The organism is Streptomyces sp. NPDC054840 (genome assembly GCF_053611065.1).
In genome coordinates this window covers 1-4,616 of the sequence record NZ_JBSGZP010000597.1, presented here as the reverse complement: position 1 = coordinate 4,616, position 4,616 = coordinate 1, and the positions used below count along the sequence as shown (strand labels likewise).

Below are 4,616 nucleotides of genomic sequence, written 5' to 3'. Positions count from 1 at the left end.
CGCCCGTACCGACCAGCCGGGCCGCCGCCGCCAGGCGGGCGGCGGCCTCGTCGGCCACCGGCCCGCCCACGGTGAACGGCAGCCGGACGTAGCCCTCGAAGGCACCGTCCACGCCGAACCTCGGCCCCGAGGGGACGCGTACGCCGACCCGCTCCCCCACCTCGGCCAGCCGCGAGCCGGAGAGCCCACCGGCGCGGGCCCACAGGGTCAGCCCGCCCCGGGGCACCTCGAACTCCCAGTCCGGCAGCTCCCGGCGGACCGCCGCGACCAGCGCGTCGCGGTTCTCCCGGGCCTGCTCACGGCGGATCCCGACGGCCTCCTGCCAGCCCCCGGTCCGCATCAGCCAGTTCACCGCGAGCTGTTCCAGCACCGGGGTGCCCAGGTCGGCGTAGGCGCGGGCGGCGACCAGGCTGCGGATCACGTCGGGGGCGGCGCGGACCCAGCCGATCCGCATGCCCGCCCAGAACGCCTTGCTCGCGGAGCCGACGGTGATGACCGTGCTGCCGGCCGGGTCGAAGGAGCACACCGGGCGGGGCATCTCCAGATCCGGGTCCAGCTGGAGCTCCAGCATGGTCTCGTCCGCCACCAGGACGGTGCCGGCCGACCGGGCGGCCTCCACCATCGCGCGGCGCTGGTCCTCGGAGGCCAGGGCGCCGGTCGGGTTGTGGAAGTCGGCGACCACGTAGGCGAGGCGGGGGGCCGAATCCCGCAGCACCTGCCGCCAGACGTCCATGTCCCAGCCGCTGAGGCCGGCGGCCATGGCGACGGGTACGAGGCGGACCCCGGCGGCGCGCATCAGCTGGAGGATGTTGGCGTAGGAGGGGGACTCGACGGCGATCCGCTCCCCGCGCCCGGCGAAGAGGCTGCAGATGGCGTCGATGGCGCCCATCGCGCCGGTGGTGACCATGATCTGCTCGGGCATGGTCGGAATGCCCTGCTCGGTGTAGCGGTCGGCGAGCATCCGGCGCAGCGCGGGCAGCCCCGCGGGGTAGTCCCCGTGGGTGTGCGCGTACGGCGGCAGCTCCTCCAGGGCGCCCTGGACGGCCTTGGTGAGCCAGGGCTCGGGGGCGGGGAGCGCGGCGCAGCCGAGGTCGATCATCGAACCGAGGGACTCGGGCGGCAGCGGTTCGAGGCCCCGGGCGGGCAGCGGGTTTCCGGCCGGGACGGAGGTCCAGCTTCCGGAGCCGCGCCGGGATTCCAGGAACCCCTCGCCGCGCAGGGCCTCGTAGGCGGCCGCGACGGTGGTGCGGCTGAAGGAGAGGGCGACGGCCAGTTCCCGTTCGGCGGGCAGCCGGGCGGCGACCGGGACGCGGCCTTCGAGGACGAGCAGGCGGATGCCGTCGGCGAGGGTCCGGTAGGCGGGCAGCTTGCGCGCCCCGGGGACGCTTGGCCGCTCCTGCTGGGAGGTGATGAGACGGGCGAGCTGTGCGGCACCGACCGCTGAGGTCCATTCGGCCATGCTGTCCGGTCCACCTTCATCGAATTGGCCCCGCCCGAGCGCGGACGCGGCCGGTATTGGATTGCTTCCGCTCCTACACCCTGTCACGCCGGGGGCCACCCGGACCATAGGCCGGGGGGACCTGCTGTGCACCGGGGGCGGTCCGGAGGGCCGCGCCGGCGCGCCGTTCATCACGCAGCTGAGGGGCCGCATCCTCCCCACGGGCGACACGGGGGCATACTGCCGCCGTGACGCACGTACGCCTTCGCCATCCGTATCTGGACCACCCGGCCCCGATCCCCTTCGCGCACCGGGGCGGTGCCGCGGACGGGCTGGAGAACACCGCGGCGGCCTTCCGCCGGGCCGCCGAAGCGGGCTACCGGTACTTCGAGACCGATGTGCACGCCACGGTGGACGGGAAACTCGTCGCCTTCCACGACTCCACGCTGGACCGGGTCACCGACGGCCGGGGGCGGATCGCCGAGCTGCCCTGGAAGCGCGTCCGCGAGGCCCGGGTGGCGGGGACCGAGCCGCTGTCGCTCTTCGAGGAGTTGCTGGAGGAGTTCCCGGACGCCCGCTGGAACATCGACATCAAGGCCGAGTCGGCGCTGCACCCGCTGGTCAATCTGATCGCCCGGGCCGGGATCTGGGACCGGGTCTGCGTGGGCTCCTTCTCGGAGAGCAGGGTGGCCCGCGCCCAGAAGATCGCCGGGCCCCGGCTGGCGACCTCCTACGGCGTACGCGGCGTGCTCGGCCTGCGGCTGCGCTCGTACGCGATCCCCGCGGCGCTGCGCGTGGGCGCGGTTGCGGCCCAGGTTCCGGAGATCCAGGCCGGCGTCCGTGTGGTCGACCGCCGGTTCGTACGGACCGCGCACCAGCGGGGACTCCAGGTGCACGTCTGGACCGTGAACGAACCGGAACGTATGGAGGCTCTCCTCGACCTGGGTGTCGATGGCATCATGACCGACCGGATCGACATCTTGCGCACGGTGCTGGACCGGCGCGGGGCTTGGGCCTGACGCGCCCTTCACTCCCTGCCCGGCCCGGGATGCCGCTGCGGAACGGGACCAGCGAGGGGGACACCGCATGAGTGCGGAAGAGAGCAGCAGGACCGAGGAAGCGGAACCCGGGGCGGAGGACGGCAGAGCCGCGGCCGCCGAACGCAAGCGCGAGCAGCGGGGCTGGTACTTCTACGACTTCGCCGTCTCGGTCTACTCGGCGAGCGTGCTGACGGTGTTCCTCGGGCCCTACCTGACCGCCGTGGCCAAGTCCGCCGCGGACGCCGAGGGCTTCGTGCACCCGCTGGGCATCCCGGTCCGGGCCGGATCCTTCTTCGCCTACGCCGTCTCGGCCTCGGTGATCCTGGCCGTCCTGCTGATGCCGCTGGTGGGGGCCGTCGCCGACCGGACCGGGCGCAAGAAGCCGCTGCTGGCGGCGGCCGCCTACACGGGCGCCGCGGCGACCGCCGGAATGTTCTTCCTGGGCGGTGAGCGCTATCTGCTGGGCGGCCTGCTGCTCGTCGTGGCGAACGCCTCCCTGTCCGTCTCGATGGTGCTCTACAACGCCTACCTGCCGCAGATCTCCACCCCCGACGAGCGGGACACCGTCTCCTCCCGGGGCTGGGCCTTCGGCTACACCGCCGGCTCGGTGATGCTGGTGGTGAACCTGGTGCTCTACATGGGGCACGACTCCTTCGGCCTGTCCGAGGGCATGGCGATCCGGATCTGCCTGGCCTCCGCGGGCCTGTGGTGGGGGGCTTTCGCCCTGATCCCGTTGCGCCGACTGCGGGACCGGGCCGTGGTGCGGGAGCCCGGGGCGTCTCCGGCCGTCAGCGGCTGGAAGCAGCTCGTCGCCACCCTGAAGGACATGCGGCGCTACCCGCTGACCCTGTCGTTCCTGCTGGCGTACCTGATCTACAACGACGGCGTGCAGACCGTGATCTCCCAGGCCTCCATCTACGGCTCGGAGGAGCTGAAGCTGGAGCAGTCCACCCTGATCGGGGCGGTGCTGCTGGTGCAGATCCTGGCGGTGGTGGGTGCCCTGGGCATGGGCCGCCTCGCCCGGATCTACGGAGCCAAGCGCACGATCCTGGGCTCGCTGGCCGCGTGGGCGGTGACGCTGGCGGCGGGATACTTCCTACCGGCCCGGACGCCGGTCTGGTTCTTCGCGCTGGCCGCGATGATCGGGCTGGTGCTGGGAGGCAGCCAGGCGCTGTCGCGCTCGCTGTTCTCGCACCTGGTACCGGCGGGCAAGGAGGCGGAGTACTTCTCGGCGTACGAGATGAGCGACCGCGGCCTGAGCTGGGTGGGACCCCTGGTGTTCGGTCTGACGTACCAGCTCACGGGCAGCTACCGGGACGCGATCATCTCGCTGGTGGTCTTCTTCGCACTGGGATTCGTGCTCCTGGCGCGAGTGCCGGTGAGGCGCGCGGTGGAGGCGGCAGGCAATCCTGTACCGGAGCGGATCTGAGAGGGGGTCCGCGAGTGCGCCCCGCCCGGATCTCCGAACGAATTCCGAACGAATTTAGACGTTGAAGCAAAGGGCCGGTAGTGTACGCCTTTGGCCTGCCAGGCGGACCGTTACTGCGCGCTAAAGAAGCATGGACGTTGGGTGACATCTGCTGCCAGATGTGACAAAACGGGCAGTGGTGGGTACAACAAGGGGCGGCACGACGGGCGACGCATGACCCGGAGCGGGAATCTATACCGCCGACCGGACGTTGACCGGATGACGACGACAGCGACACCTGTCCTGTGGGCGACAAGCCCGGGAGGCACGATTCATGAGTGAGCGAGCTCTCCGCGGTACGCGCCTCGTGGTTACCAGCTACGAGACGGACCGCGGCATCGATCTGGCCCCGCGCCAGGCGGTGGAGTACGCATGCCAGAACGGACATCGATTTGAGATGCCGTTCTCGGTTGAGGCAGAAATTCCGCCGGAGTGGGAGTGCAAGGCGTGCGGCGCCATGGCACTCCTGGTGGACGGGGATGGGCCCGAAGAGAAGAAGGGCAAGCCTGCGCGAACGCACTGGGACATGCTCATGGAGCGACGCACCCGCGAGGAGCTGGAGGAAGTGCTGGCCGAAAGGCTCGCAGTCCTGCGTTCCGGCGCCATGAACATTGCCGTGCATCCGCGGGACAGCCGCAAGTCCGCCTGACAGCCGGACGGATACACAAGC

The 4,616-nt window shown here is 71.3% G+C and carries 4 protein-coding genes; 3 read left to right on the top strand and 1 reads right to left on the bottom strand.

The features are described from left to right. Positions 1-1,459, bottom strand: a 1,459-nt coding sequence (yczR, locus tag ACWGIU_RS30385) for a MocR-like transcription factor YczR (RefSeq protein WP_453711157.1), incomplete at its 3' end; no start/stop codon positions are given. A 227-nt stretch (positions 1,460-1,686) separates the two neighbouring features. Here yczR and ACWGIU_RS30380 point away from each other — a divergent pair. The 3 genes from ACWGIU_RS30380 to ACWGIU_RS30370 all read left to right on the top strand — a co-directional run bounded on the left by ACWGIU_RS30380 (position 1,687) and on the right by ACWGIU_RS30370 (position 4,595). Beyond that, positions 1,687-2,457 carry a glycerophosphodiester phosphodiesterase family protein gene (locus ACWGIU_RS30380; RefSeq protein ID WP_453711155.1) on the top strand — a complete coding sequence of 257 codons (771 nt, stop codon included), beginning with the start codon at positions 1,687-1,689 and terminating at the stop codon, positions 2,455-2,457. A 67-nt stretch (positions 2,458-2,524) separates the two neighbouring features. Continuing rightward, positions 2,525-3,907 carry an MFS transporter gene (locus ACWGIU_RS30375; RefSeq protein ID WP_453711153.1) on the top strand — a complete coding sequence of 461 codons (1,383 nt, stop codon included), beginning with the start codon at positions 2,525-2,527 and terminating at the stop codon, positions 3,905-3,907. A gap of 313 nt (positions 3,908-4,220) precedes the next feature. Next, a complete protein-coding gene (locus ACWGIU_RS30370; RefSeq protein WP_007262928.1) occupies positions 4,221-4,595 on the top strand; it encodes an RNA polymerase-binding protein RbpA in 375 nt (124 codons plus the stop codon). The last annotated feature ends 21 nt before the right edge of the window (positions 4,596-4,616 follow it).

Bases quoted from the DNA above. Each gene is read 5' to 3' on its own strand.
- ACWGIU_RS30370 (WP_007262928.1), top strand. From the start codon at position 4,221: ATGAGTGAGCGAGCTCTCCGCGGTACGCGCCTCGTGGTTACCAGCTAC.
- ACWGIU_RS30375 (WP_453711153.1), top strand. From the start codon at position 2,525: ATGAGTGCGGAAGAGAGCAGCAGGACCGAGGAAGCGGAACCCGGGGCG.